Origin of the sequence: Microbacterium mangrovi (assembly GCF_000802305.1) — a bacterium.
GTDB classification, from domain to species: domain Bacteria; phylum Actinomycetota; class Actinomycetes; order Actinomycetales; family Microbacteriaceae; genus Microbacterium; species Microbacterium mangrovi.
In genome coordinates, this window is record NZ_JTDK01000006.1 from 539,264 (window position 1) to 564,707 (window position 25,444).

Below are 25,444 nucleotides of genomic sequence, written 5' to 3' on the forward strand. Positions count from 1 at the left end.
TCCATGCCGACCTACGCCTACGCCTGCAAGCAGTGCGGCCACCGTTTCGACCAGGTCCAGTCGTTCTCCGACCCGACCCTCACCGAGTGCCCCGTCTGCGGCGGCGCGCTCCGCAAGGAGTACGGCTCGATCGGCGTCACCTTCAACGGCAGCGGGTTCTACCGCACCGACTCGCGTGCCGGCGCCGCGAAGCCCGCGGCGGGCAAGACGGAGTCGTCTTCCTCGTCTTCGTCGTCCTCGTCTTCGTCATCGGGCTCGTCGGCCTCCGGCACTTCCTCCACGCCCGCCGCCTCCTGACCCGGTAGCCTTTCGGTCGCGGCCGACCGGTCGCATCCGGAACCTCCAGGAGGAAAACCCGTGCTCAAGGGCTTCAAAGAGTTCATCCTTCGCGGCAACGTCATCGACCTCGCGGTCGCCGTCGTCATCGGCGCAGCCTTCACCGCCATCGTCAACACCATCGTCAGCAGCATCATCAACCCGCTGATCGGCCTCGTCTTCAAGGCCAGCAGCCTCGACAAGGCGTTGATCTGGACGGTGCCCGCGATCGTTCCGCACACCGACCCGGCCCAGTTCAAATTCGGTGCCGTCCTTGGCGCCGTGATCACGTTCCTCGCGGTCGCGGTGGTCGTGTACTTCGTCTTCGTCCTGCCGATGAACCACATGCGCGAGCGTGCCGCCGCCCGTGCCGCGGCGGGGCTCCCCGACCCGGAGGTGCCGCCCACCGAGACCGAGCTGCTGATCGAGATCCGCGACCTCCTGGCCGCGCAGCAGCGCACCGAGTAGCGGCATCCGCGTCCGACGGGGCGTCCCTCCTCAGTAGTGGGGTGGGACGTCCCTCTTCATGCGCTCGTCGTTGGGTCCCGAATCGGACGAGGCGGATGCTTCGGCCCCGCGGTCTTCATCGGCCGGACGCGGCTCCCCCGTCGTGCCGGGCGCGGCCGTCAGCCGCGCGCGACGGGATCCGGCGACCTTCTCGACGTGCTGGCGCGGTGCCCGGTCAGGAGCCATCGCCGAAGTCCAGCGGCTGCGTCTCGGGGTCGACGACAGGCGCCTCCGGCGTGATGCCGAGCAGCGCCGCGACGCGGAGCGCGACCTGCGCCGGATCGCTGTACAGGTCGAACGCGTGGACGCGCACATAGTGCCAGCCGAGGCGGCGCAGGATCTGGGGCCGCAGCCGCAGCGACTCGCGCAGCGACTCGCCCACGGTCTCGGGGTCGCTCTCGGCGACGACGGCCTTGCCGTCGTGCTGGGCGACCAGCGGCAGGAGTCCGCGATAGTTCACGTCGACCGAGACGCCGAGCCGGCGCAGCTCCCGGGCGAGCGCCCGGGTGAGCGGATCGGCGAGGTCTTCGAGCCGCGCCTCGCGGGCACGGGCGGCGATTCCGCCGAGCACCGCCATGAGGGTGGCCGCGCCGTACTCCAGGCGCCCCTCGTCGAACGCGGACGGGCGGATCGACGACACAATGACCATGGAACGACGCGCCCGGGTCATCCCGACCGTCAGCAGGCGTTCGCCGTCGGGGCTGGACAGGTCGCCGAAGTCGGTGAGCACCCGGCCGTGGCGGGTGAGGCCGAAGCCGAGAGAGAAGATGACGCGGTCGCGGCTTTCGGCGACGGCGTCTTCGAGGGTGAGGACGGCGAACGGCTCGGCCGTGTCGCGCCCCACGAAATCCGCGACGTCGGATCGTCCGGCGAAGGCCGTGCCCACCGCGGCGCGCACGCGCTCGGCGTGCTTGCGGCTGGCGGTCACCACCATCAGAGACTCGCGGCCGCGGTTGAGCGCGTGCTCCACGACGAGCGTGACGACGCGGGCCACCTCGGCATCCGGGCTCTCCACGGCGCCGGTCTCCGGGTCGGGCACGCCCGTCCCGCCCTCGACGTAGTCGACGCCGAGGCTGCCGCGGCCGAGGTAGGAGCCCGCCCAGGGCAGCGAGACGATCTCGCCGCCGTAGAACGCGTCGTTGACGAGTTCGGCGAGGTCCTCTCCGCCCGCGCGGTAGCTGCGGGTGAGGGTCTCGACCGGCACCAGCTCGGCGAGGCGCTCGAAGACGCTCACCTCGTCGAAGGGCTCCGTGTCGTCGGCGTCCGCCGGGACGCGCGGCGCGGGGCCGGAGGCGACCTGGAACGGCGTGGGCTTCTGCGTGACCGGATCGCCGAAGACGACCACCTGTCGCGCGCGGCGAAGCGCGGGCGCCGCCTCGGCGAGCGAGACCGCCGCGGCATCCGCGATGATCACCACGTCGAACTCGAGCGACTCCGGGATGAGGGGCACGTCGTAGGGGGATGCGATCCACGCCGGAGCGAGCGTGCGCACCAGGTTCGGCGCCACGCTGACGACGGCCCGCGCACTCACGGAGCCGGACGTCAGCGCCCGCTTCAGGCGGTCGGCCTCGCGCTCGTTGTCGACGATGCCGATGCGCCACTGCGTCGCCAGCCGGGCCGCCAGCAGGGGTCCGGATGCCGCGGCATGCGCCTCGTCGACGAGACGGAAGTCGCGTTCCAGCCGGTCGACGACCGACGTGTTCGCCCCGAGCAGCGCCTTGTCGGTGCGCAGCAGATGATCGAGCGCCGACTGCCACCAGGCGAACTCGAGTTCCTGCCGCACGTCGGATTCGGGAACGTGCCGCACGGAGAGTTCGAGCAGGAGCGGCTCGAGCCCCATGGCGGCCAGCTCGGCCCGCAGCGCCGCGCGCTCGACGAGGTTCTCGAAGTAGGCGGAGTCGGCCGCCAGCCCTGCGAGAGTGCGCACGAGATCCTGGACCGGGAGCGTCGCGAGGGTGCGCGGGCGGCTCAGGATGCCGTCGAGCTCGGACAGCTGGGCATCCACCCGCTGCCACGCCACGTGCACGTCCGCCATGCCGGTGGGCACCTCCGGCGCGACGCCGGCCAGGGCGTGCTCGGCCCATTGGGCCCGCTGCAGATCGATGCGGACGAGCGCCTCGTGCATGTCGGCCACGTGCACCCCGGGGCGCACGTACTCGCGCGCCAGGCGCTTCAGCCGGCGGCGATCGCGCCCGGACATCGCGGGCGCGTCCCGCCGCGAGCCGTGCGCCTTGATGAGGTCGTCCAGCGGTCGCTCGAAGGCGACCGGAAGGAATTTGTCCAGCGAATCGCGGATGCCCTGCAGCATCCGCAGGTACACCCCGAGTTCGTCGATGCTGCGGAAGGGCCGCAGGCGTGTCTGAGCGATGAGCTCGTAGCCGCGCTCGAGCAGCGCCGGCACGTCGTGATGGTGGAGCTTTCCGGCCAGGCCGTGGGCGCTGCGGGCCTGTTCGGTCGAATCGAACGACACGCCGTACCACGCGGAATCGTCCGGACCGAACCGGAACTCCCCGAGCCGGGCCGCCGCAGCGAGTTTGTCGGCCGCGGCATCCCTCGCACCCGAGAGCCGGCGCAGCGTCTCGGCGTCGAAACGCGTGCGCGTGGGCGGCACGTCGCCCGAGGCGGTGAGTTCGGCCAGTCGGCGCACCACGTCGAGCGCCGAGACGCCGAGCGTCCGGCCGGGTTCTGCCAGCGCGCCCCGGTAGTCGCGCAGCACGGCCCGCAGACGCACCAGCGCTTCGTCGATCTCGGCGACCTTGGGCTGCTCGGCCTTCTCGTTGCGACCGATCGCGCGGATGAAGTCGCGCCGGACGTGTCCGGGCGAGATCGCCAGACCGTCCAGGCCCACGCCCGCCAGCCGGTGACGGATGCCGTCGAGCGTCGCCCGACGGGCGCTCACGACCAGGACCCGCTTGTCGTCGGAGATCAGCGCGCCGAGCGCATTGATGACGGTCTGCGTGCCGCCGGTGCCCGGCGGGGTGTGCACGGCGATCGACTGGCCGTCGACGATGCGTGCGAGCACCGCCTCCTGCTCGGCGTCGGCGTCCAGCAGCAGGTTGTCCGAGGCCGGCGTCCGCTCGTCGGGTCCGGGGGCGGCGGGCGCGGGACGCCGCAGCGACAGGTGCTCGCGGTCGTCGACGTGCCCGGCCAGGGCGTTGAGGATGGGGTGGTCGAGGTCCTGGAGGTCGCGGCGCATGGTCGCGCCGACGTCCGCGAAGGTTCCCACGATCAGGCGCGGCACCACGGTGAACCCGGGGATGTGCCCGGCGAGGGCACGCAGGTAGTCGATGACCGGCTGCGGCTTGAACACGCGCCCGTCGTACGCGAGCGCGGCGATGCGCTGCCCGTCGAGCTCGACGCCGTGATGGAGCGCCAGGATGCGGACGAGCTCGGGGTTGACGGTGAACGCGCCGTTGAGCTTGACCTCGAAGTCGCGGTGGTGGCGGCGGATCGCCGTCGGCCGGAGCAGCACCGGCGCGGTGAACGTCTCGGTCTCTTCGGGCCAGGATGCCAGCCCGACGCCCAGGCGGACCGCCTCCAGTCCGCGCGCTGTCCGCAGCTCCACGTTCTTCGCGGTCAAGCGCTCCGCGGCCAGTCGTGCCGTGCGCAGCGCCACTTCGTCGCGAAAGAGATTGGAAAGCAGCGTCGAACGGCCGGTGAGAAGCTGAGGCAGGCTCCCCGGGTGCGCTTTCGTGATCTCGATTCCGGAATCCGCGGAATCGACGAAATGCAGCAGAGTGGATGCCCCTCCGAGTTCGCTCGCCTGTTCGCGAATTCGCACCCGCTCGGCCTCCGCGACGTGCACCACCGTCACCCCCGGCTCGGCGACGCCGAGGGCGTCAGGGGTCACGTCGGGCAGGTCGTCTTCGCCGCCCGCCACGACGTTTCCTTCTGCTCGCCACACACGGTCCAGCCTAAGCGGCCGCACCTGGGACCGGCGGTATTCCTTCTCCGTGTGGCGCAGATCAATGGGACACGCACCGCATCTTCGTCCACAGGCGTGCGATTTCACGGCCTCGGGCGCATCTGTCCACAGTTGCCGATGGTCGCGCCCGTGCACCGCCGCACGCCCGCCAGGATGGACCCATGAAACGCGCCGCATTCGCCATCCATCCGACCCCGGTCGGTGACGCCCTGCTGATCTTCTCCGACGCGGGCCTCGCGGCCCTCGACATCATCGACGACGGAGACGACGTCACCGCGCTCCTGCTCGGGGCGGAGAATCGCCTCGGCATGCCCGTCGAGCACGACGAACAGGCGGCCGCGGCGGTCACCACCCAGCTCGACGAGTACTTCGCGGGCGAACGACGCGACTTCGACGCGCTCCTCGATCTGACCGGCACCACCGAGTTCGGCACGCGGACCCTCGAGCAGATCACCCGCATCCCCTACGGTCAGACGGCATCGTACGGCGAGATCGCCATGCGCGCGGGCAAGCCGCGCGCGGCCCGCGCTGTCGGTTCCATCTGCGCAACCACGCCGATCTCGATCGTGGTCCCGGTGCATCGAGTCGTACGTTCCGACGGCTCCGTGGGCCAATACGGCCGGCATCCCGAGGCGAAGGCATTCCTCCTCGACCTCGAACGCGAATCCACCGATTAGTCGAAATTGTCGATGACCCGAAAGCAGCGAATCGTCGAAATCCGCTGCAATGACTTTGCCGATCGACACACGTTCACAATGGATTCACGGAAAGACATCGGCGTGCGCGTCGTCGTCGAGGCGCGCCATTCGATATCGTCTATCGCATGGCCAAGAAAATCATCCACCAGCTGGTCGACGACCTCGACGGAACCGTCCTTGAACCCGGAGCAGGCGAGACCGTTCTGTTCTCCCTCGACGGCCGCGCATACGAGATCGATCTGACCGATGCGAACGCCGCCGCCCTGCGCGACGCATTCGCCGCGTACATCGCCGCGGGGCGCAGCGTGGGCCGGGAAGCCGCAGGCACGCGCGCCGCTGCGCCGCGTCGTCGCTCGGCGCGCAGCAACGCCTCCGAGAATGCGGCGGTGCGTTCCTGGGCGAACGAGAACGGCTTCACCGTTTCGGAGCGCGGACGCATTCCGGCATCCGTGCAGCAGGCATACGAGGCAGCCCACTGACGACTCGACGCAAAAGCGTTCGGCCCCGCTCCACCGAGCGGGGCCGAACGCGTTTCCGGGCAGGTCAGCGCTTCTGCTTCTTCTGCTTCTTCTGTTCCTTCTGCATGGCCTCGAGCGCCTCGCGCGCCTCGCGACGGGTCATGAGGCGCACCTGACCGTCGGAACCGATCACCTCGAGGGGTCCGGTCTCCACCTTGGACGGATCAGCGGTCGACGGCGCCGGCTTGAGCGTCGGCTCCTCGGGCGCCGGAACGGGGTCTGCGGACTGCGCGGGCTCACCGGCGGACTCCCCCGCATCGTCGGGTACGTCGGGCCCCTCGGCCGCGGCAACCGGTTCGGCCGGTCCGTGCTCGCCCGCTGCCGCCGTCTCGGCCGCCGCGATCACCGCTGTCTCGTCCGCCGGAACCGCAGCCTCCTCCACCGGAGCCGCCGGCTTCGCGGGCGGGGCTTCCTCGGCGGGTGACGCCTCAGGCTCCGCCACCATCGCGTTCTCCTCGGTCGCGGCTTCTTCCGCCTCCGGCTCGGCGTCGAGGTCGTCCTCTCGTTCGGCGAGAGCCGTCGCGGTGCCGAGGGTGACGACTGCCGGCTGGGCGCCGGACGCGTCAACGTCCGCCGCCTGGGGAACGCGCACGGGAGACGTCATCGGTTCGACGAGGCCGCCCATCGTGTCGGCGGCCTGCTTCGCCGCGATCGCGGCATCCTCGTCGGCAGCCTGTTGCAGTGCGGACTTCTGCCGCAGCGGCGGCGTCTTGAAGAAGAGCGCGAGGATGAACGCGATCACCATCACGAACAGGCCCACCCAGTAGACCGTGACCATCGACATCGTGAACGCCTGCAGCACCGGCTTGCTCAAGCGCGGGTCGGCTCCGTTCAGGAACGACGTGTCATCCATCGCGCTCGAGCTAAACGAGGTGGAGTTGCCGCCCTTCGAGAACTGCGACTTCATCTTGGGGACGATCGAGGCGACGAACGCCGTGCGGTCCTCCTGCTTCGAGAGGTCGAGGGTGACCGTGCCGTCGGACGCGACCTTCGACCCGGGGATGTTCTTCTCGATGGCCTGGGTGACGGCATCCGTCGCCTGCTGGACCGCCTGCTGCTCGGCCTGCTGCTGCTGGTCGGCCGGGATCTGGCCGGCCTTCACCTGCGCGTCGACGGCATCCTTCGCCTTCTGCTGCGCGGCCGCCATCGTCGCATTCGCGGAATCGGTGACCTGCTTGGTGACCTTGGTCGTGATCGGAGTGTAGATCTGCTCCATGATCGCCGCGTTGGCCGGGTCGGTCGCGACGGCGGGATCGAACGCCGCCTCGAGCGCGTGGGTGAGCGTGTCGGTGTCGGCGAAAGTCGTCTTGATGTTCGCCGGGATGACGGTGAACATCAGCGACAGCAGCACCGCGGTGCCGAGCGTTCCGCCGATCTGACGGAAGAAGGTCGACGCGCTCGTGGCCACACCCATGTCGCGGGGCTCCACGGAGTTCTGGCTGGCGATGGTGAGCGTCTGCATCAGCTGGCCGAGGCCGAGGCCGAGCAGCAGCATCGCGCCGGCGATGAACCAGTATCCCGTGTTGTACTGCAGATGCGTGAGCCAGAAGTAGCCGCCCGCCAGGAACGCCGTGCCGAGCACCGGGAAGACGCGGTATCGGCCGCTGCGGGAGATGATCTGACCGCTCCCGATCGAGGCGATCATCATGCCGAGGATCATCGGGAAAAGCTGGAAGCCGCTCTCGGTCGGTGACGAACCGAGGACGATCTGCAGGTACAGCGGCAGGGTCATCATCGCGCCGAACATGCCGAAGCCGACGAGGACGCCGATGACGGTCGCCATGGAGAATGTGGGAGACCGGAAGAGCTTCAGCGGGATGAGCGCGTCGTCCTTCATCAGCGTCTCGGCGATGACGAAGGCGATGATGCCGAGCCCGCCGATGACGTAGCAGGCGATCGCGATCGGCGAGTCCCAGCCCCAGACGCGGCCCTGCTCGGCGACCAGCAGCAGCGGCACGAGCGCGATGATGACGGTCGTGGCCCCCCACCAGTCGATACGCACCGAGTGGCGGGAATGTCGCGGCACGTGCAGGAACATCAGGACGATGATCAGCGCGAGGATGCCGATGGGCACGTTGATGAGGAACACCCAGCGCCAGCCGGCGATGCCCAGGATCGTCTCGGCGCCGGCGAACAGGCCGCCCACGAGCGGGCCGATGACGCTGGAGACGCCGAACACGGCGAGGAAGTAGCCCTGGTATTTCGCCCGCTCACGTGGCGCGAGGATGTCGCCCATGATCGCGAGCGGCATGGACATGAGGCCGCCGGCGCCGAGGCCCTGCACCGCGCGGAAGAACGCGAGCTGCGTCATGGACTGCGAGAACGACGCGAGGATCGAGCCGATCACGAAGATGACGATCGCGATGATGAACAGCGGCCGCCGCCCGAAGATGTCGGACAGCTTGCCGTAGATCGGGGTCGCGATCGTCGAGACGATGAGGTAGGCCGTGGTGACCCACGCCTGCTGGCTCAGGCCGTGCAGATCGTCGCCGATGGTGCGGATCGCGGTGCCGACGATCGTCTGGTCCAGCGCCGACAGGAACATGCCGGCCATGAGACCGAAGATCACGAAGAGGATCTGACGGTGGGTCATCACCGGATCCGCAATCCGATGCGAACCAGTCCGTGGCTTCTTCACTGCAGTATCTGACATGGGTCCTCGCGAGTCGGGGTCCGTGGGCGGCGGTGAAACCAGGTCTCAGGCCACGAACGTTCAATCTTAGTCCTGACGCGCCTGCGCCTTCTCAGGAAGAGGCAGTGCGCGGGATTCGACGACGTGCTTCATGACAATTGTCGACACCATCCGGGGTTTTCCCGGGAGGCGCGTCAGGTGGTCGTCATAAAGGCGCTGATAGGCGGTCAGATCGGGCGCCACAATGCGGATGAGGTAATCCGGATCGCCGAACAGCCGCTGCGCCTCGACGACCTGGGGCAGGTCGGCGAGCATCCGGTCGAAGTCCGCCAGTTCGCCGAGGTCGCCGAGGGTGGCGAAGACGAGCACTTCGAATCCGAGCCCGACGGCCGCGGCATCCACCGTCGTGCGGTACCCGGTGACGACGCCGGCGGCCTCGAGTTCGCGCAGCCGGCGCTGACAGCGCGAGACGCTCAGCGGAAGGCGGCCGGCCAGTTCGGTGAGCGTGATGCGCCCTTCGTCCTGCAGGATCGCAAGCATCTTGCGATCGACGGCATCCAGGCGAGTTTCCATTGCCTCATTCTCCGGTCAAGTGCGAGGATAGACAACCATTTTGCGCCCGATCCTGCATAGTCTGTGCGGCATGGTCCCGACATCCACCCTCGCGCGCGTCGCGAACCCGCTCGGCCGGCTCTCGCTGGCTCAGCTGCGGGAGCGCACGAGCACCAAGTGGGTCACCCATCCGTGCGACGTGATCCCGCTGTGGGTCGCCGAGATGGACGTGCCGCTCGCACCGGTCGTGATCGATGCCCTGCAGGGAGCGATCGCCGCCGGCGACACCGGGTACCCCGCGGGCACGCGCTACGCCGAGGCGCTGGCCGCTTTCGCGAGCCGACGCTGGGGATGGGACGGTCTGGATGTCGGCCGCACACGCGTCGTCGCCGACGTCATGACCGGCATCGCCGAACTGCTTCGGATCGTCACCGACCCGGGCGACGAGGTGGTCATCGCCTCCCCCGCCTACTCGCCCTTCTTCGCCTTCATCGAGCACACCGGCCGCCTCGTCCGCGAGGCCCCGCTCGGCCCCGACCTGCGCCTGGACCCGGAATCCCTCGACACCGCGTTCGCGGCGGCCGCGCGCCGCAGCCGGCGACCGGCCTTCCTGCTCTGCAATCCGCACAATCCGACCGGCACGGTCCACACCCGTCGCGAACTCGAGGAGGTCGCAGCCGTCGCCCACCGTCACGGCGTGCGGGTGATCTCCGACGAGATCCACGCTCCGCTCGTGCTCGCCGGCGCCCGGTTCACCCCGTACCTGTCGGTGGCAGGAGCCGAGGACGCCTTCGCACTGACCTCGGCATCCAAGGCGTTCAATCTTGCCGGGCTCAAGGCGGCGGTGGCGATGGCGGGCCCGGCCGCGGCGGCCGACCTCGCCGCGATCCCGGGCGCGCTCGCGCACGGGCCGAGTCACCTGGGCGTCATCGCCCACACCGCGGCGCTGGAGCGCGGCGGCGATTGGCTCGACGCCCTGCTCGGCGGGCTGGCGGAGAACCGCGCACAGCTGCGAGGGCTGCTGGCCGAGCATCTGCCCGAGGTGGGCATGACCACGCCGGAGGGCACCTATCTCGCGTGGCTCGACTGCCGCGCGCTCGGCCCGTTCCCCGACGAACGAACCGCCGGCGCGGGATGCCACGGAGTCTCCGACCTGGCCGGTCCCGCGCGGATGTTCCTCGATCGTGCCCGCGTCGCCCTCAGCTCCGGACACGTGTACGGGTCCGGGGGCTCAGGTCACGTCCGGCTCAACTTCGCGACCTCGTCCGAGATCCTCGGCGAGGCCGTCGCCCGGATGGGGCGAGCCGTCCACGCCTGAGTCACAGGCTCCGGTCAGTGCGGGATCGTCCAGGTCTGGGCCGCCGCGGCGGTGCAGGTGCGGATGACGAGCGCCACGCTGGATGTTCCGCGCCCCGAGGCATCCGTCAGGCACTTCCCGGACTGCGGATTGCGCAGGGATCCGTGCGTGCCGAGCACCCAGACCTGCGCCCCCGTCCCGTTGCACGACCACAGGTCGACCCGCGCGCCGTTCGTCCGCGCCGAGTGGTAGACGTCCAGGCACTTGCCGAACGCCCGGACGGTGTGCCCCGCCGGAAGCGTCCAGATCTGGGCAGCGGTCCCGTTGCACCGGTAGGTCTGCACGATCGTCCCGTTCACGGTCGAGGAGTGACGGACGTCGACGCAGGATCCGTTCAGCCCGCGGATCGGGCCGCGCGGCACGCCCGTGCCGGTCAGGGTGATCGTCTTCGCACCGGTGCCGTCGTCGCCGGTCACGATGTAGGTGCCGGTGAACGTACCGCCCTTCGTCGGAGCGAACTGCACCGGGACGGACAGCGAGTCGCCCGGCTCCAGCTGCTGGCCTTCGGCGATGGGATAGACAGCGGTGAACGGAAGCGTCGGAGGCGCAGCCTTCATGATCGTCAGCACGATGTTGCCGGTGTTCTGGATCGTGAACGACCGCCGCACCGCCGTGCCGGCGGGCACGGCCCCGAACGCGATCGACATCGGTCCGATCGCCAGGTGCGATGCTCCCACGACACCGGTGCCGCTGATCGGGACGGTGACCGATCCCGCGGATGTGGCGACGACCAGCGTCGTGTTCACCGGGCCGCCGGTCGCGGTGGTCGGGGCGAAGGTGACCGGCAGAGAGATCGAGGCCGCGGCCGGAATGACGGTGCCGACGGCCGGCATCACCGTCGTGAACGGCGCCGACGGCCCGGTGACCGCCGACACCGTCTCGGGCACCGAGTCGGTGTTCGCGATGCTCACGGTGTAGGTCACGCGCGCGCTGGTGGGGACGATCCCGAAATCGAGCGCGGTCGGTGCGGCCGACAGGCCGGGCGCGGTGCCGGTGACCTGTAGGCCGAAGCTGACCGGACCCGCGTCGGTCGTGAGTTCGATCGTGCCGGATGCCGCGCCCGTGGCGGTGGGCTGCGCGGTCACGGGGATCGTGACCGTGTCACCGACCGCGAGGGTCACCGGCAGGGTGGGCGCGGGGGTCCCGATCGAGAACGGTCCGGTGGTCGCCGCGCTCTGGATGGTCACGGACTTCGCCGCCGTGACCGTGACGTTCGCCGTGGCCGTGCTGCCCACGGCCACGAACCCGAAGTCGGTGCCGGAGCCGGTGAGGGGCGAGGTCGTCGGCCGTCCCACTCCGTACACGACCCCGTCCCGCGTGCCGACGTAGACGCGGCCGGCATCCGTCGCGGCCACCGAGAACTTGGCCCCCGTCCCGATCGGGATCGAGTAGCGCAGGGCCAGGACGCCGTTCACCGGGACCGCGTCGTACGCCCGCAGCGACGCACCGACTCCATTCGTCCCGGGGTTGTCGACCGCCCAGACGAGCGCCGACCCGGACGTCGCCCCGTCGGAGGTCACGACCGGCGAACCGGACGTGTGCCCCCAGGTGTCCGTCGTCTGTCCGACCAGAGCGAGCGCCGGCATCCCTGCGGCCGTCTTCGTCACCTGGAAGGCGCTCAGCGGACCGTCGCTGGTGATCGTGTACACGTAGCCGCCGCTCCCGCCCCAGAAGGCCGGGTGCCCCCACATCCCCCGGTAGGGTCCCAGGGCCTGCAGCACCTTGTCCGTCCCCCCGGCACCCTGGCCCATTCCGCCCAGGTCGTCGCGGTCGAGCAGGAAGATCCGTCCGTCTTTGCCGCCCTGCACCAGCAGATGCGGATGCGCCGCGGAGCCGTAGCCGTCCGGAAGCGCCACCGGTCCCGCCGCCCCCAAGTCACTGTCGTCCCGATCCAGGTTGGTGTTGTTGACGGGGCTGAAGAAGTCCCGCGCCGACAGCCGTCCGTCGGGGTTCACCTGGAGGCGCACGACCGACTCGGCGAGCTGGTTCGGCGGGGAGCTTCCCGGGCTCGGCGCCGGGGACACCCCGTTTCCGGTGGTCACGAAGAGGCGCCCGGGGCCGTCGGACACGATTCCGCCGCCCGACTGCCAGATGCCGGCCTTCTGGCTCGCCGAGCCCGCCTCGGTCGACCACATGGTCGTCTGGGCCCCCGACGTCGCGTTCACTCCGACCACGTACCCGACGTAGGGGCCGTGATCGCAGTGGCTGCCGAACGCGGCGTACACCACGCCGCCGAGCAGCAGGAGCCCGGGCCGTTGCATCGCGGTCTCGGGATTGAACGGGTGGCCCGGGTCATTCGAGGGGCTCCCGGCGATCGTGGTCGGGAAACCGGCACGCTCGGCCCCGGTGGTGATGTCGATCGCGTGCAGGTACCAGTGCGGAGACGCCGCCGTCGCGCCGTCGTTGACCTTGGCCGTGAAGTAGGCGGTGCCGGTGGCGGAATCGACGACCGGGGTGGCGGTGATCCCGACGTTCGGGGCGAGGTCGCCGCAGCCGAGCGTGGCCGCAGGCCAGGCCGGCCCGACGCTGCGCTGCCACTTCACGGCTCCCGTGACGGGGTCCAGCCCCGACACCTGGTCGTTCTCGGTCGCCACCAGGAGCACGCCGTGCGACACGACGGGCTGGGCGTAGATCTGGCCGGAGACCTGCGTCGCGAACAGCTTGCCGAAATCGGAGGCGGTCACGTCGGTCGGAGTCAGCCGCGGTTCATTCGAATCCCACCCCGTGCGCAGCGCGTCGTGCGAAACCGTCTCATCGACGGCGCGGCTCGGCGCCGTCCCCGTCAGCACGCCCGCGAGCACGACGAGAACGGCGAGCGCGCAGGCGGCCGGTCGCACGATCGCCGATACGGCCCCATCCAGGCGCGTTCGGGCGCGCCGATCACTCCCCATGTGTGCCTCTTCCCCAGAAGAGTCGCCCTGCGGACGATTCGGGTCGTCGGCAGGATCCGCGTCGCTGCGCGGTTGAGAGAACGATAGACCCGGAGGCATGCCCAGGGCAACGGGCGATCCGCGCGGATTCAGCCGCGCGCCCGCGGCACCGTTACAATTGACCGGCCTGGCCTCTGTAGCTCAATGGAAGAGCAGTTGCGTCCTAAGCAAACGGTTGGGGGTTCGAGTCCCTCCAGGGGCACCGGTCTGTCGGGTTCCACGGATGCCCGCCCACGTCGTGTCGACTGCGTGTTCCCGCGTCTACGCTGAGGCCATGCTCATCGCACTGCGACCCGTCGCACTCGCCTATCGTCTCGTGGCGGTCGTGCTCATCGCCACCGGCATCCTGCGCGTCAGCAATCTGCTCACACCGGAACCGACCCCGAAGGCCTTCCTCTTCTACACGGTCCAGAGCAATGTCCTCTGCCTCGTGTGGATGCTGCTCGCCGTCGTCGTCACGATCATCGACCTGTCCCGGCACGGCTTCCGCGGGAGCTCGACGCCGTCGGCGCGCTGGGCGGGCGCGATCATGATGGCGATCACCGTCACGATGCTGATCTACCTCGTGGTGCTCGTGCCGGTGGCCTTCGCCCAGCCGGGCGCCTACGAGCCTTTCACGCTCACCGACAACCTCGTGCACATCGTGACGCCGTGCCTCGTGATCGCCGATTGGCTGCTTTTCACTCCGAAGGGGCGGATGCGCTGGTACGACCCGTTGCTGTGGGCGCTCATCCCCTACGCCTACCTGGTGTGGGCGTTCGCCGCCGGAGCGGCGGGGGTCGAGTTCGTCGCCGGGACGACCTACCCCTACCCGTTCATGGATGTCGCAACCCTCGGCGTCGGCGGGGTCGCCGTGCAGATCGCCCTGCTCACCGTCGCGCTCCTGGCGGTCGGATTCGTGTACGTCGCGGTCGACCGGCTGCTCGGCCGCGCCGCAATGCGACGTGTCTCCGCTCGGTCGGGCGTCTCGGCCGGCGCAGTGGACGCCGAGGCCTGACCCGCAGGTTCCAGGTGAATCGGGCCCGCGGTCTCGGTGGGTCGAGCCCCCCGGTCGCATCTCTGGGGATCGATGCGACCGGGGGCTCTTGGGAAGCACCCACTGGGAAAGGGTGCGTACGGCACGCTAGGGGCACAAGAAGGGTTCTGTCAACGCGAAGGAATCACCTAGCGACCTCATGTCGCAAACTGAACGGTGCCATAGGCAAAAGTCTCGGAGATCACCGAATCAGACGTGTCGATAACCGGTTCCGGGGGGAATGGCAAGCCCCTTCGCCTTTCCCATTCGGTCCGCCACCGTGGCATGGATCGAACCCGGGAGGGAGCCACCATGACACGGTTCGGATACACGCTGATGACGGAGCAGAGCGGTCCGCGGGAGCTGGTCGGCTACGCACGGGCAGCGGAGGATGCCGGCTTCGACTTCGAGGTCTCGAGCGATCACTACTCACCCTGGCTGATGAGCCAGGGACATGCCCCGTACGCATGGTCGGTCCTCGGCGCGGTGGCTCAGGCAACGGAGCGGGTCGGGCTCATGACCTACGTCACGTGCCCGACGATGCGGTACCACCCGGCGGTCGTCGCGCAGAAGGCCGCGACCATGCAACTGCTCAGCGACGGCAGGTTCACCCTCGGGGTGGGTTCGGGCGAGAATCTCAACGAGCACGTCGTGGGCAGGGCGTGGCCGTCGGTCGACGTGCGACAGAACATGCTCGCCGAGGCCGTGCAGATCATCCGGGCGCTGCACACCGGCGAGCTGACGACGTTCGGCGGGAAGTACTTCCGGGTCGACTCCGCGCGCATCTGGGACGCGCCGGACGGCGGCGTCCCGATCGGGATCGCCGTCTCCGGCGAGGATTCGATCGACCTGTTCGCTCCGCTCGGAGACCACATGATCGCCGTTCAGCCCGACGCCGGGCTGGTGTCGGGCTGGGATGCCGCGCGCGCCGGATCCGCGGCGGGATCCCGCAAGATCGGTCAGGTCCCGATCTCGTGGGGGCCGGACAGGGATGCCGCGATCGACCGCGCGCACGAGCAGTTCCGCTGGTTCGGCGGCGGCTGGGCGGTGAACTCGGATCTTCCCACACCGGCAGGATTCGCGGCGGCGAGCCGGTTCGTCCGGCGCGAGGACGTCGCGTCGTCCATCGCCTGCGGCCCCGATCTGGACGCCCTGGCCGCGAGCGTCCAGCCCTACCTCGAAGCGGGCTTCACCGACATCGCCCTGGTGCAGGTGGGTGATGAGCTGCAGCAGCGCTTCCTCGACGAAGCCGCCGGACCGCTGCTCGAGCGGCTGCGCTCCCTCGCCGCGGACTGAGCCTCGTCAGATCGAGCGGGTGGCCTCGATGAAGGCGGCCACGTGGGCTTCCCGCCGGGATGTTTCGCTCCATGCGACGCCGAGGCGGCGCTGGATCGGCGTGCGAAGGGGGACGTAGGCGATGCCGGCATCCGTGCGTCCGGGGCGCACGGGGAGGATGGAGACGCCGAGGCCCGCACCCACCAGCGCGCGCATCGTCTCGATCTCGCTGCCCTCGTAGGTCATCTGCACGCGATCCGGCAGCAGCCGGGCGATGACCGCGTGCAGTTCGGTCGCCGGGGAGAAGCCGATGTACGGCATCCCGCGCAGATCCGCGGGCACGATGTCGGCACGGTCGGCGAGCGCGTGTCCGGCCGGGACGGCGAGCATGAGGTCCTCCCCCGCCCGGTCGACCCAGTGCACGCCCGGGACGGTGCGCAGCGGCGCGGCCGCGAGGACGACATCGATGAGTTCCCGGGAGAGCCAGTCGTAGAGTTCCGGGCCGAATCCCTGCCGCACGTCGACGTGCACGTCGGGGCGCCGGGTGCGGAACGCCGCGATCGCGGGCGGCAGCATCCACCGGCCGACGGAATGGAGGAATCCGATCCGCACGGATGCCACCTGCGACCCGAACGCGTCCAGCCGCCGCCGGGCATGTTCGATGGCGCGCAGCACCGCTTCCGCCTCGACGCGGAACAGCGCCCCGCGCCGGTTGAGCTGCAGGCGGCGGCCGCGACGATCGAAGAGCTCGCCGCCGGTGTGCTCCTCGAGCCGCGCCAGGCTCCGGGACACGTTGGACTGGTTCACGTGCAGGATCGCGGCGGCATCCCGCATGTTCTCCGTCTCGGCCAGGAGAAGGAACACCCGCAGCGTCTGCTCATCCATCGCACTCATGCATTCTGCGCATCAATTGTCCTGTTTGAATCATTATGGGGATCGAGCTCTCGCTGTCAACCTCGATCGGGTGACCGGTCTTCCCTCGACGCTTCCCGTGCGCGTCGCCCCCGCCCTCCTGCGGCCGCGGACCTCCGCCTACCGGACGACGATGCTCGTCGTCGCCGCCGGCGGCCTCGTGAACTTCGCGCTGCTGTACTACGTGCAGCCGCTTCTTCCGGCCCTCGCGCACGACTTCGGAGTCGCCCCCGCGGATTCCGGGCTGGCGCTGTCGGTGTGCACGCTGGGGATGCTCGCCGGCCTCGTCATCACGGGACCCCTCGCCGATCGCCTCGGCCGGACGCGCGTGATGGCGGCCTCCCTCGTGATCGCCGGGGCGCTCAGCCTGCTGGGCGCCTTCGCACCGTCCTGGCCGCTGTTCCTGGCCGCGCGGGCGGCGGCCGGGATCGCCCTCGCGGGCTTCCCCTCCATCGCACTGGCGACCCTGCGCGAGCGCATCCACGAGGATGCCCACGCGCGCGCGAACGCGACCTACATCGCCGCCACCGCCGTCGGCGGAGCCCTCGCCCGGGTGTTCCCCGGTCCACTGGCCGCGGTCGGCGGGTGGCGCCTGCCCACCTACCTGTTCGGGGCGGTGACGGTGCTCATCGGCGTCTTCGTCGTGGTCGTCCTCCGCGGGCGAGAGAACACCGTGCGCACAGCGGGCGCCTCCGGGGATCTCGGCGCGACCTTCCGGGCGCTGGCCGATCGGCGCACCGCGCTTCTCTGCCTTCTCGGCGGCGTCAACATGGCGGTCTTCGTCGGCGTCTACAACGCCGTCGCCTTCCGCCTGGAGGCGGCGCCGTTCACGCTCGGCGCCTCCGAGGCGCTCGTCTACCTCGCCTATCCGATCGGGATCCTCGCCCCGGCCGTCTTCCGCCTGGTGAGCACGCGGTTCTCGCGGCGGACCACGGCCGGGGCGGGGGCGGTCCTGCTCGCCGTCGCCGTCGCCGTGCTCATCCCGAGCGCGCTCCCCACCGTGCTCGTCGGCCTCGGCATCCTCACCTTCGGATTCCTCGGCACCCACGGCGTCCTCAGCGCCTGGGTGGTCGACGCCGCGCACCGCGCCGGCCGCAGCACGACCGGGGCATCCAGCGCCTACCTGCTCGTGTACTACCTCGGAAGCACGGTCGCCGGGGCGGCGTCGACCTCGCTGTGGTCGGCCGGCGGCTGGGCGGCCATCACCGGACTGGGGTTCGTGATGGCCGCCGTCTCGGGAATCCTCGTCGCCGCGCTCAGGTCGTCGGAGCGGCGGGGGCGGTCGATCCGTACGACACGCTGAAGCCGTCCTTGGCCGGGTCCGGAGCGGACGGGGTGGACACCTGCACCCCGTGCTGCACCATCGCGCCGCCGTCGGAGGCGGTCAAACCGGGAGAAGCTCCGTTGACGGTGCCGGGGTCGAAGGTCGCGGAGCCGTAGTGCGCAAGGGTCGCCACCCGGCCCCCGATGCTCGGCGCCTCCTCGATCCACTCCGCCGACGTCAGCGGACCGCTGTACGCGTGGGTCGTCGTCGACTTCGCACCCGTCGTCGCGTCGGCGATGGTGATCGTCCAGACTCCGCCCGCTCCGCGGCTGATCGACGCGTTGATCAGGTCACCCGGACTCACCGTCATCGTGGTGATGGGGGTCTCCGCGGCGGGAAGGATCTCCCACCACACCGCGTAGTGCGCCGCGCGATTGTAGTAGTCCGATTCGGTGCCGGTCTGGATCAGGCTGGAGTTGTTGAAACCGTCGATCCCGATCCAGTTCGAGGAGTAGCTCGCCGTCTTCGTCGCCGACACCGACGGCACCCTCCAGGTGCCGGTGATCGACGTGAACGGGGTGCCGGCGGATGCCACCGCGTACCCGGACCAGTTGGACGACGCCCACCCGAGGTTCCCGGCGTGCGTCGCGTTCGCGGGAACCCGCGGCTTGTGGGAGATCGCACTCGCGTCCGCGGCCACCGGGCCCAGCAGCGCTGCCGCCGCCAGCCCCGCAGCCGACACCGATGCGATCAAGGAACGCCAGACCATTCGCCACCTCGCTCATCCGGGGATCGCCGGCCCCCGTGGCGGCGTCGCGCACGCAAGCCTAGATCCGGCCTCCCCGTCTCCGCGAGAGCGCGAAGCTGGGAAGTCGGCATGACGCGCCGATCGGCTCCCCGGCCACCGTGGTGGTCCGAGGGGCCGATCGCGCGTCGCGGTGCTCACACGATGGACGGCTCCGGCAGCCGGGACCGCGTCGCCCGACCGCTCAGGAAAGCGATGCTCATGACGACCATGACCAGGACGTAGGCGAAGTACGTGAAGTAGAACGGGGCGAGGATGCCGCACACGCCCCCGAACACGGCGACGACCCGCAGCCAGATCGGCATCCGTCCGCGCATCGCGAGCACGATGACGATCACGCCGACGCACAGGGCGGGTCCGCAGGCGGCCATGAGGTGCCCGATCTCCGTCGCCAGATAGACGGCCGTGTGCGGTGTCTGCTCACGGACCGCGGCGCCGCCCTCCAGCATGCCCACCGCGACACCGCCCGCGAGCAGGGAGCCGGCGACGCTCAGAGCGGCACCGACCGTCGCCAGGGCGGCGAGGGGCTGGCCGATGCCGGGCAGCCGCCGCAGACCCGCGCCGAAGACCACCAGGGCGAGGGCACCGAGCGCGGCGACGTACCAGGCGACGAAGGCGGTGACGGCGTGCGCCGGATCGATGTACGCGAGGACGTCGGCGTCGGCGTAGTCGCCCCCGGGCGCACCGGAGAACATGAACGCGACGAGGGTCGCGAGGGTGTAGACGAGCAGGCCGATGCCGGCCCAGCGCGGAACGGTCGAAACGGACATGATGATTCCTCCCCAGAGGATGAGGCGCCCGGATCTCGGGTGCTTTCCGAACCGTACGAGCCGGGAGGGTTCCGGCGCGTCGTGACCGCAGACGATCTTCTCGTCGTCCGACGAGGCGGCCGCGGCTCCTCCGTGCGGAGGTCGTCCTCCGCGGTGACGACGGGCAGATCCTGCGTGAGGAGGATGCGCGGGCGCGGGCGGAGTCGTACGGTGAGTGCGTGAAGCGCCGAAGCTGGGCTTTCGACATCGCGATCGCCGTGGCCGTCGCCGCGGCCGGCGTCGCGGAGGCGTTCTGGGGCGTCGACTCGACGCACCGGCAGGGGCCACCCGCCGCCGAGGCCGCGGTGTACGTCGTGACCGGACTGCTGCTGGTGATCCGGCGCGTCGCGCCGCTCTGGTGCCTGGCGGCGATCGTGGCGGTCAGCGCGGTCGAGTTCGCGATCTTCGGGTCGCCGGAAGGCCTCGGAGTCGCCGCCCCCGGCGCCATCGCCGGGTACTCGGTGGGACGATACGTGGACCGCCGGCGCTCCTGGTGGGGGCTGGTCCTCATCGCGCTGCTGTGGATCGTGTGGGACGGATTCGACCCGACGATCACGACCCCGCTCATGCGGGTCGAGCAGCTCGGCTGGATGGGCCCGTGGGTCGTCGCCTGGCTCATCGGCGCGCTGGTGCGCAGCCAGGTGCTCCATGCCGCCCAGCGGCGCGCGGTGCAGCGGGAGCGCGAAGCGCGGGCGACGGTCGAGGAGCGCAACCGCATCGCCCGCGAGCTGCACGACGTCATCGGCCACAGCGTGAGCGTGATGACGGTGCAGGCGTCCGCGGTGCGCCGGCGGCTCACACCCGACCAGGTGCAGGAGCGCCAGGCGCTCGAGACGGTGGAAGCGGTCGGGCGTGAAGCGATGACGGAGATGCGCCGCGTCGTGGGGATGCTGCGGCAGGACGACGACGACCTCGACCGGCATCCCGCGCCCGGGCTCGACCAGGTCGACGCCCTCGTGGCGAAGTTCCGAGACGCGGGCCTTCCCGTGTCGCTGCGCGTGGACGAGGGATGCGCCGGCCTGCCCCCCGGTCTCGACCTCACCGCCTACCGCATCGTCCAGGAGGGCCTGACGAACGCGCTTCGGCATGCCTCGACCCCGCAGCACGTGGACGTGAGCGTCGGCCGCGGCGAACGGGAGACCGTCGTGGCGATCCGCGACGACGGTCAGGGCGGCGATCCGCATCCCGAACCGGGCCACGGACTTCTCGGGATGCGCGAACGTGTCGCGCTCTACGGCGGCACCGTCGTCGCGCGGCGACGCGAGGGCGGCGGATTCGAGCTCATCGCCCGCCTGCCCGACGAGCACGGCGCGGCGCCGGCGGTCCCGAGCGGAGGAACCCCATGAGCATCGGCATCCTCATCGTCGACGATCAGGCGCTGGTTCGCCGCGGCTTCCGGATGATCCTCGAGATCGAACCCGACCTGGAGGTGCTCGGCGACGCCGTCGACGGCGACGACGCCGTCGCGCGGGCCCGGCTCCTGCAGCCCGACATCGTCCTGATGGACGTGCGGATGCCCGGCGCCGATGGGATCGAGGCCACGCGCCGGATCGTGGCGGACCCGCTGATCGGCGACGGCACCCGCGTGGTGATGCTGACCACGTTCGACATGGACCAGTACGTGTACGACGCGCTGCAGGCCGGCGCCAGCGGCTTCCTCCTCAAAGACGTGCAGCCCGAGCTCCTGGTCGCGGGCATCCGCTCGGTGCACGCCGGGGAGTCGCTGCTCGCACCCAGCGTCACCCGCCGCATGATCGCGGCCTTCCTCCGGCGGTCGCCGGCGACGTTCGCCACCGAGGAGCGGTACGCCCAGCTCACGCCCCGCGAGCAGGAGATCCTGCGCCTCCTCGCCCGCGGCCTGACGAACGCGGAGATCGCCGAGACCCTCGTGGTGTCGGAGACCACGGTCAAGACGCACGTCGGCCGCGTGCTGGCGAAGCTGGAGCTGCGCGACCGGGTGCAGGCGGTGATCTACGCCTACGAGCATGGATTCGTCGACGCCGCCACCCCGGACTCCGCGGCGGGCGCGCGCGACTGAGGCCGGCGACCGCGTCAGTCCGTGGATGCCGCGGCCCGCTGCCGGGAGCGGAAGGCCGCAGTCGCGTTGCGGTTCGCGCAGCGCGTGCTGCAGAACTTGCGCGACCGGTTGCGCGAGAGGTCCAGCACCAGCCCGTCGCAGGTCGCATCCGCGCACACCGCGATCCGCGACAGCTCGTCCTCGCGGAGCAGATCGATCATGGCCCAGGCGGTGTCGCCGAGCACCCACTGAGCGAGCGGGGCATCCGCGCCGACGAGGTGCACATGCCAGTCCTGCTCGTCATGGCGGACCACCTGGGGATGCACGTCGAGTTCGCGGAGGATGTCGTTGACCAGTTCCGCCGCCTCGTCGCGCGGTGCGGTGAGCAGGGCCCGCAGCGGGGCCCGCACCGCTCGCATCGCCCGCAGCTCGTCCGCCGTGCCGTCGCAGCGGGGCAGGTACGTGTGGGCGCGCGCCCAGGCGCGCACGTCGGCGGAGTCGACGAGCGTGTCGGGATCGGACGCGGAGTTCACGAGTTCCACGGCCGCCTGCAGCATCGAGCGGGTGTCAGGAGCAAACATTGCTTTGACATCATACCGCGGTGGATTTAGAGTCATATGTCATGGGCACAATGACGCATGACGCACACGCTCGCGTCCCGCGCGTCGGGCTCCTGGTGGCTCTGGTGGCCGCGGCATCGTTCGGACTCTCCGGGGCCCTCGCCGACGGCCTGCTGTCGGCCGGATGGACCCCGATCACCGTCGTGATCCTGCGCCTGGCGATCGGCGCGGTCTGCCTCACACCCTTCGCCGTCCGAGATCTGCGCGGCCGGTGGCGCACCCTCCTGCAGGACTGGCGACTCGTGCTCGCGTACTCCGCGTTCGGGATGGCGCTCGCGCAACTCGGCTACTTCAGCGCCGTGCAGCACATGCCGGTCGGCCCCGCCCTGCTCATCGAGTACACCGCACCCGCTGCCATCGTGCTCTGGCTGTGGATGCGGCGCGGCGAGCGGCCGACCGCGGTCACCGCCGTGGGCGCCGTGATCGTCGCCGTCGGCCTCGTGCTCGTGCTCGGCCTCCTCGCCGGCACGCGGCTGAGCCTTCCGGGAGTTCTGTGGGCGCTGCTCGCGATGATCGGGGGCGCCGGTTTCTATCTCCTGGCCGCCCACCCCAGCCGGGTGCCGCCGACTGCCCTCACCGCGGCATCGCTCGTACTGGGCTCGGTGATGCTGCTCGTCATCGCCGCCACGGGACTCCTCCCGCTCGGCGCCAGCGCGGCGCCGGTCGCCTTCGCCGGCGGCGACGTGCCGTGGTGGGTGCCGATCCTCGCCCTCGGCGTGATCTCGGGAGGGATCGCCTACAGCGCCGGGATCGCCGCCGTGCGCCGGCTCGGATCGCGCCTGGCGTCGTTCGTCGGCATCCTCGAACTCGTCTTCGCCGTCGGCTTCGCGTGGATCCTGCTGGGCCAGACGCCCACCATCGTGCAGGTGATCGGCGGGGGTCTCGTGCTCGCCGGCATCATCGTGCTGCGACTCGGCGAACGCCCGGCCGTGGCGACGACCGGCACCGCGGAGGGACTGGTCGCCGAGAGCGTCAGCCGGAGCTGACGCGCCGGTTCACGCGAATTCGGGAACGGTCCCGAGCATCGCCGCGCCCACCGCGGCCACCGCTGCATCCGCCGGCAGCATCCGCGTGCGCTCCGCGAGGTCCAGGGATGCCAGGAACGCCGAGGACCGGGCCCACTGCGCGAAGATGTCCAGGACCGGCTCGTGGAGCCGGCGGCCGAGGGCGCTCAGACCGCCGCCGATCACGACCGTCTCGATGTCGACCGACAGGGTGAGCAGCCGGACCGCCTGCGCGACTCCCCCGACGAAGACGTCCCGCACGCGCGCGGCTTCCGGGTCCCCGTCGTCGGCCCGGTCGAACAGGTCGAGGGCCGGCAGGGCGGCGGACGTCGGCCACATGCGGGCGATGGCCGATCCCGAGGCGATCGTCTCCAGGCATCCCACCTGCCCGCACGAGCAGGCGACGCCGGCGGGATCGACGGGCACGTGACCGATCTCACCCGCCGTGCCCCGTGCACCGCGCCAGAGGCGGCCGTCGACGACGACCCCGGCGGCGAGGCCGGTGCCGAAGTTCAGCAGCGCCGCCGACCCGGACAGGTGCAGAAGGTGCCAGGCGCCCAGCGATGCCGCCTTGACGTCGTTCTCGACGAACACGGGCGCGCCCAGCCGCGCGGAGAGCACTTCGGCCAGATGCAGGTCTGCCACACCGAGGTTGACCGCGTGTTGGACGCGACCGGTCGCCTCGTCGATGACGCCCGGGATGCCGACCCCGACGCTCGTCACCTCGGACAGCCGGGCACCCGCCTGCGTGACGGCCTCGCGCGCGGCGATGTCCGCCGACGCGATGACCTCGTCCGCGCCGAACCCCGAGGGCCGGCGCACGCGGGCGAGTTCACGCCCGTCGCGAGCAAGGACGACGGCATCCGTCTTGGTGCCGCCGATATCGAGACCGATCCTCACTGTCCGCCCTCCGTGGGTTCGTGCCCCGTCCGTTCGGAACACGCAAGTTAGTAAAGCTTACAAACATGGAACGGAGCAACCCGGCGGTGCCACCGCGTGGGAAACTCCGGGAAATCTCGCCCGTTACCGATCAGTTATGGTTCGGGACTTGACAAACCATTCGGAAGGATACTGTACTAACAAACTGACGGATGCAGGGATCATGTCCCCGCTGCAACGACGCACAACGGATCGAGGTGAACATGTCCACCGCCCAGCTTCGCGTGACCTCCAAGTCACTGCCCGAGCACAACCGCCGGCACAACCGGTCGCTGCTGCTGCAGCTGCTCTTCCACTCGGACGAGCTGAGCCGTGCCGACCTCGCCCGCCAGTCCGGGCTCACCCGCGCGACCGTGTCGGACGTCATCGCCGACCTCACCGCCGACGGCCTCATCATCGAGCACGGACAGCGCACCGACGCCCGCGTCGGAAAGCCCGCCCAGCTCATCGGCCTCGACGACCGCGCCTACCACGTCATCGCGCTGGACCTGTCCGTCGACGGCGTGTTCGTCGGCGCCATCACGACGATGCGCGGCGAGATCGTGCACCGCGCGTCCCAGCCGACCGCGGGTGCACGCGGGGAGGATGCCGTGACCATCGCGGTCTCCCTGCTGCGCGACCTGGTGCGTCGCTCGACGGTGCGGCTCCTCGGCATCGGCGTCGCCACGCCCGGGATCATCGACCACGCCGGCGTCGTGCGCGCGGCTCCGAACCTCGGCTGGCACGACCTCGACCTGCGCACGCGTCTCGCCCGCGAAGTGAGCGTTCCCGTGCATATCGCCAACGACGCCAACGCGGCCGCTCTCGCCGTCCACACCGAGCGCCGCGCCCCGGGTCAGAGCCTGCTCACCATCGCGATCGAGCACGGCGTGGGCGCCGGGCTCATCCTGGCCGACGCCCTCGTGGAGGGCGACCAGTTCGGCGCCGGCGAGATCGGCCACGTGACCGTCGACGACGACGGCGAGATGTGCGCATGCGGACGCCGGGGATGCCTCGAGCGGGCGATCGCCGTGCCGCACCTGCGTCGGCGCCTGGCCGCGACCGACGACCGCGAGCAGGTGCTCCGGGATGCCGGGCGCTCCCTGGGCATCGCCCTGTCGCCCGTCGTCGCGACGCTCAACCTGAACGCCATCGTGGTGGCCGGACCCGCCGATCTCCTCGAGGGGCCGTTCCTGGATGCCGCGCTGGCGACCATCCGCACCCGCACGCTGCCCGATGTCTCAAGCGCTCTCCAGATGAGCCTCGCCGAACACACCGACGAGCTCGCACTGCGCGGGGCGACCGCCCTCGTCCTCGCCGCGGAACTGAGGATCTCATGATCCCCGCCCCCGCCCCCGCCATCGTCTGGGC

General features: G+C 70.5%; 22 protein-coding genes and 1 tRNA gene. 13 read left to right on the forward strand and 10 right to left on the reverse strand.

The genetic code is table 11. From position 1 onward, the window contains the following. The first annotated feature begins 3 nt into the window (after nucleotides 1-3). Nucleotides 4-297 carry an FmdB family zinc ribbon protein gene (locus tag LK09_RS06370; protein ID WP_039397242.1) on the forward strand — a complete coding sequence of 98 codons (294 nt, stop codon included), beginning with the start codon at nucleotides 4-6 and terminating at the stop codon, nucleotides 295-297. A gap of 60 nt (nucleotides 298-357) precedes the next feature. Continuing rightward, complete coding sequence (gene mscL / locus LK09_RS06375) at nucleotides 358-783, forward strand: large conductance mechanosensitive channel protein MscL (protein WP_039397244.1); 426 nt, start codon at nucleotides 358-360, stop codon at nucleotides 781-783. A gap of 30 nt (nucleotides 784-813) precedes the next feature. Here mscL and LK09_RS06380 read toward each other — a convergent pair whose 3' ends face one another. Together LK09_RS06380 and LK09_RS06385 are read right to left on the reverse strand one after the other, a co-directional pair. Continuing rightward, a complete protein-coding gene (locus LK09_RS06380) occupies nucleotides 814-1,008 on the reverse strand; it encodes a hypothetical protein (RefSeq protein ID WP_039397247.1) in 195 nt (64 codons plus the stop codon). Continuing rightward, nucleotides 998-4,702 carry an AAA family ATPase gene (locus tag LK09_RS06385; protein WP_156138662.1) on the reverse strand — a complete coding sequence of 1,235 codons (3,705 nt, stop codon included), beginning with the start codon at nucleotides 4,700-4,702 and terminating at the stop codon, nucleotides 998-1,000. Before LK09_RS06385 ends, LK09_RS06380 begins: the two co-directional genes overlap by 11 nt. A 206-nt stretch (nucleotides 4,703-4,908) precedes the next feature. On the opposite strand from LK09_RS06385, the gene LK09_RS06390 reads away from it, so the two are divergent. Both LK09_RS06390 and LK09_RS06395 read left to right on the forward strand, forming a co-directional pair. Then, nucleotides 4,909-5,424 (forward strand): methylated-DNA--[protein]-cysteine S-methyltransferase, encoded by a 516-nt coding sequence (locus LK09_RS06390; protein ID WP_039397251.1) that lies wholly within the window; start codon nucleotides 4,909-4,911, stop codon nucleotides 5,422-5,424. A gap of 146 nt (nucleotides 5,425-5,570) precedes the next feature. Beyond that, nucleotides 5,571-5,924, forward strand: a complete 354-nt coding sequence (locus LK09_RS06395; protein ID WP_039397253.1) for a histone-like nucleoid-structuring protein Lsr2 — start codon at nucleotides 5,571-5,573, stop codon at nucleotides 5,922-5,924. A gap of 64 nt (nucleotides 5,925-5,988) precedes the next feature. On the opposite strand, the gene LK09_RS06400 is transcribed toward LK09_RS06395, so the two are convergent. Both LK09_RS06400 and LK09_RS06405 read right to left on the reverse strand, forming a co-directional pair. Next, entirely contained in the window at nucleotides 5,989-8,556 is a 2,568-nt protein-coding gene (locus LK09_RS06400) for an MDR family MFS transporter (protein ID WP_231562968.1), read from the reverse strand. Between the two features lie 126 nt (nucleotides 8,557-8,682). Further along, nucleotides 8,683-9,168: an Lrp/AsnC family transcriptional regulator gene (locus tag LK09_RS06405; RefSeq protein ID WP_197060976.1), complete on the reverse strand. Its 486-nt coding sequence runs from the start codon at nucleotides 9,166-9,168 to the stop codon at nucleotides 8,683-8,685. Nucleotides 9,169-9,238: 70 nt separating this feature from the next. Between LK09_RS06405 and LK09_RS06410 the strand changes: the two genes are divergently transcribed. Continuing rightward, nucleotides 9,239-10,465, forward strand: a complete 1,227-nt coding sequence (locus LK09_RS06410; protein WP_039397255.1) for a MalY/PatB family protein — start codon at nucleotides 9,239-9,241, stop codon at nucleotides 10,463-10,465. A gap of 14 nt (nucleotides 10,466-10,479) precedes the next feature. Here the strand turns inward: LK09_RS06410 and LK09_RS06415 are convergent, their stop codons facing one another. Then, complete coding sequence (locus tag LK09_RS06415; protein ID WP_052226461.1) at nucleotides 10,480-13,341, reverse strand: choice-of-anchor D domain-containing protein; 2,862 nt, start codon at nucleotides 13,339-13,341, stop codon at nucleotides 10,480-10,482. A gap of 223 nt (nucleotides 13,342-13,564) precedes the next feature. Here LK09_RS06415 and LK09_RS06420 point away from each other — a divergent pair. The 3 genes from LK09_RS06420 (at nucleotide 13,565) to LK09_RS06430 (ending at nucleotide 15,745) form a co-directional block, all read left to right on the forward strand. Continuing rightward, a tRNA-Arg gene (locus LK09_RS06420) sits at nucleotides 13,565-13,636 on the forward strand. Nucleotides 13,637-13,708: 72 nt separating this feature from the next. Further along, nucleotides 13,709-14,431: a Pr6Pr family membrane protein gene (locus LK09_RS06425; protein WP_197060977.1), complete on the forward strand. Its 723-nt coding sequence runs from the start codon at nucleotides 13,709-13,711 to the stop codon at nucleotides 14,429-14,431. Nucleotides 14,432-14,761: 330 nt separating this feature from the next. Then, on the forward strand, nucleotides 14,762-15,745 hold the full coding sequence (locus LK09_RS06430) for a TIGR03557 family F420-dependent LLM class oxidoreductase (protein WP_039397257.1): 984 nt from the start codon (nucleotides 14,762-14,764) through the stop codon (nucleotides 15,743-15,745). A 6-nt stretch (nucleotides 15,746-15,751) separates the two neighbouring features. On the opposite strand, the gene LK09_RS06435 is transcribed toward LK09_RS06430, so the two are convergent. After that, nucleotides 15,752-16,618 carry a LysR family transcriptional regulator gene (locus tag LK09_RS06435; protein ID WP_231562969.1) on the reverse strand — a complete coding sequence of 289 codons (867 nt, stop codon included), beginning with the start codon at nucleotides 16,616-16,618 and terminating at the stop codon, nucleotides 15,752-15,754. Between the two features lie 70 nt (nucleotides 16,619-16,688). On the opposite strand from LK09_RS06435, the gene LK09_RS06440 reads away from it, so the two are divergent. After that, nucleotides 16,689-17,939, forward strand: a complete 1,251-nt coding sequence (locus LK09_RS06440) for an MFS transporter (protein WP_197060978.1) — start codon at nucleotides 16,689-16,691, stop codon at nucleotides 17,937-17,939. On the opposite strand, the gene LK09_RS06445 is transcribed toward LK09_RS06440, so the two are convergent. Both LK09_RS06445 and LK09_RS06450 read right to left on the reverse strand, forming a co-directional pair. Then, nucleotides 17,893-18,669: a G1 family glutamic endopeptidase gene (locus tag LK09_RS06445; protein WP_039397258.1), complete on the reverse strand. Its 777-nt coding sequence runs from the start codon at nucleotides 18,667-18,669 to the stop codon at nucleotides 17,893-17,895. The genes LK09_RS06440 and LK09_RS06445 overlap by 47 nt on opposite strands. Before the next feature lie 173 nt (nucleotides 18,670-18,842). After that, on the reverse strand, nucleotides 18,843-19,475 hold the full coding sequence (locus LK09_RS06450; RefSeq protein WP_039397260.1) for a hypothetical protein: 633 nt from the start codon (nucleotides 19,473-19,475) through the stop codon (nucleotides 18,843-18,845). A gap of 218 nt (nucleotides 19,476-19,693) precedes the next feature. On the opposite strand from LK09_RS06450, the gene LK09_RS06455 reads away from it, so the two are divergent. Both LK09_RS06455 and LK09_RS06460 read left to right on the forward strand, forming a co-directional pair. Next, entirely contained in the window at nucleotides 19,694-20,860 is a 1,167-nt protein-coding gene (locus LK09_RS06455; RefSeq protein ID WP_052226463.1) for a sensor histidine kinase, read from the forward strand. Then, a complete protein-coding gene (locus LK09_RS06460; RefSeq protein ID WP_039397262.1) occupies nucleotides 20,857-21,552 on the forward strand; it encodes a response regulator in 696 nt (231 codons plus the stop codon). The genes LK09_RS06455 and LK09_RS06460 overlap by 4 nt, the downstream gene beginning before the upstream one ends. A 14-nt stretch (nucleotides 21,553-21,566) precedes the next feature. Here LK09_RS06460 and LK09_RS06465 read toward each other — a convergent pair whose 3' ends face one another. After that, nucleotides 21,567-22,112: a CGNR zinc finger domain-containing protein gene (locus LK09_RS06465; protein ID WP_039397264.1), complete on the reverse strand. Its 546-nt coding sequence runs from the start codon at nucleotides 22,110-22,112 to the stop codon at nucleotides 21,567-21,569. Between the two features lie 41 nt (nucleotides 22,113-22,153). Here LK09_RS06465 and LK09_RS06470 point away from each other — a divergent pair, with 41 nt between their 5' ends. Beyond that, nucleotides 22,154-23,137, forward strand: a complete 984-nt coding sequence (locus tag LK09_RS06470) for an EamA family transporter (protein WP_052226464.1) — start codon at nucleotides 22,154-22,156, stop codon at nucleotides 23,135-23,137. A 9-nt stretch (nucleotides 23,138-23,146) separates the two neighbouring features. Here the strand turns inward: LK09_RS06470 and LK09_RS06475 are convergent, their stop codons facing one another. Beyond that, entirely contained in the window at nucleotides 23,147-24,055 is a 909-nt protein-coding gene (locus LK09_RS06475; RefSeq protein ID WP_039397266.1) for an ROK family protein, read from the reverse strand. A gap of 242 nt (nucleotides 24,056-24,297) precedes the next feature. On the opposite strand from LK09_RS06475, the gene LK09_RS06480 reads away from it, so the two are divergent. Next, nucleotides 24,298-25,413 (forward strand): ROK family transcriptional regulator, encoded by a 1,116-nt coding sequence (locus tag LK09_RS06480; RefSeq protein WP_039398183.1) that lies wholly within the window; start codon nucleotides 24,298-24,300, stop codon nucleotides 25,411-25,413. Nucleotides 25,414-25,444 lie beyond the last annotated feature (31 nt).